The sequence below is a fragment of the Chroococcidiopsis cubana SAG 39.79 genome (genome assembly GCF_003991895.1).
Taxonomy (GTDB): domain Bacteria; phylum Cyanobacteriota; class Cyanobacteriia; order Cyanobacteriales; family Chroococcidiopsidaceae; genus Chroococcidiopsis; species Chroococcidiopsis thermalis.
The window spans coordinates 1-1,363 of sequence record NZ_RSCK01000247.1 but is presented as its reverse complement, the minus strand read 5'-3'; the positions used below and the strand labels follow the sequence as shown (position 1 = coordinate 1,363).

The 1,363-nt window shown below is 39.7% G+C and carries 1 protein-coding gene; it reads left to right on the top strand.

The annotated features are described in order from the left end of the window. Positions 1-77 precede the first annotated feature (77 nt). Positions 78-1,346 carry an IS701 family transposase gene (locus tag DSM107010_RS37705; protein WP_127025419.1) on the top strand — a complete coding sequence of 423 codons (1,269 nt, stop codon included), beginning with the start codon at positions 78-80 and terminating at the stop codon, positions 1,344-1,346. The last annotated feature ends 17 nt before the right edge of the window (positions 1,347-1,363 follow it).

Sequence of the window (1,363 nt, the reverse complement as noted above, 5' to 3'; positions counted from 1 at the left end):
CGAGACTTAAACAAAAACTTAAGGTTAAATGAGCTAAGATAGATACATAGCAATAGTTTTACATCAAAGGTAATTTCATGAAAGAAACGACGGTTGCAGCTATGCCCCCTTGCTTCGACCGATGGTGCCGTCGCTTCGATGATGTTTTTACACGCTCTGCGCAAAGAAGAGAGTTTAGGAACTATTTAGCTGGATTATTAGGGGAAAGTGAACGAAAAAATCTATCTCAAATCTCAGATAACGCAGTTGAGGTGACTTACCACAAATTACATCATTTTTTAACTGAGGCTCCGTGGTCAGCATCGGAGATAAATGAGCGTCGCCTACAGGTAATGGCGAGCTGTCGTCAAACAAAAATTACTTCTGGGTTTAGTTTAATAGTGGACGATTCGGGACATAGAAAAAGTGGCACATTAACATCGGGAGTAGGAAGACAATATATTGGAGAGATTGGCAAAACCGAGAATGGTATAGTCATTGTCACGACTCATCTTTATGATGGGGTGAAAAGTTTACCCTTAGACGTAGAACTTTATCAGCACGCCAGTTCTTTAACGCAAGGTAAAGATGACCCAGAATTTGTGAAAAAGCCGGATTTGGCGATGAACTTGATTGATAAATGTTTAAACAGAGGTCATCGACCCAAAATCGTCTTGATTGATTCAAGTTATGGAAATAATCGCCATTTTGTTCAACAGCTAGAATCAAAAAAATTAAAGTACATAGTAGGAGTAGCAAAGAATCGGCGGATTTTCTTACAATCAGACTGTGGAGAAGTCAAAGTAAAAGCGAGGTTAGATGAGGTCGCCAAGTCCTTAAAGCCAGAAGCTTTTACCGAACTCACTCTCGAATTAGACAAGCCGCGAACGGTTTGGGTAGCTACATTTTCAGCAGAAACAATTGGGTTAGAAGGAGAACGAGTTTTTGCCATCGTCATGAACACGTCAACCTTAAGCGAGAAAACCGAAGTCGATTATTTCATGACTAATGCTAGTCACTCTATAGCAACAGCCTCATGGTTTGTACAAACTTATTCTCAAAGAAACTGGGTAGAGGTTTTTTATCGAGAAGCTAAGGGTTGGCTCGGTTTAAGCGAATACCAGGTCAGAGATAAAAAGAGCCTTTATCGTCATTGGATATTAGTTTTTACTGCTTATACTTTTATCCTTTGGCATCAGTTAACAGGCGGATTTAGACGGCGATGGGCTAATAAAGAACTCAAAACTTTTGTTGATGCTCTAGAAGCATTTCGTACTGCTATATCTTATCGTTTTGTTCAATGGCTAAATCATAACAAGGACGTATTTGCTGCTTACAAGCAGAGTTTAGGCTTTATTTGGGCTTAGAACTTGTTTAAGTCCCG

Bases quoted from the DNA above. Each gene is read 5' to 3' on its own strand.
- DSM107010_RS37705 (WP_127025419.1), top strand. From the start codon at position 78: ATGAAAGAAACGACGGTTGCAGCTATGCCCCCTTGCTTCGACCGATGG.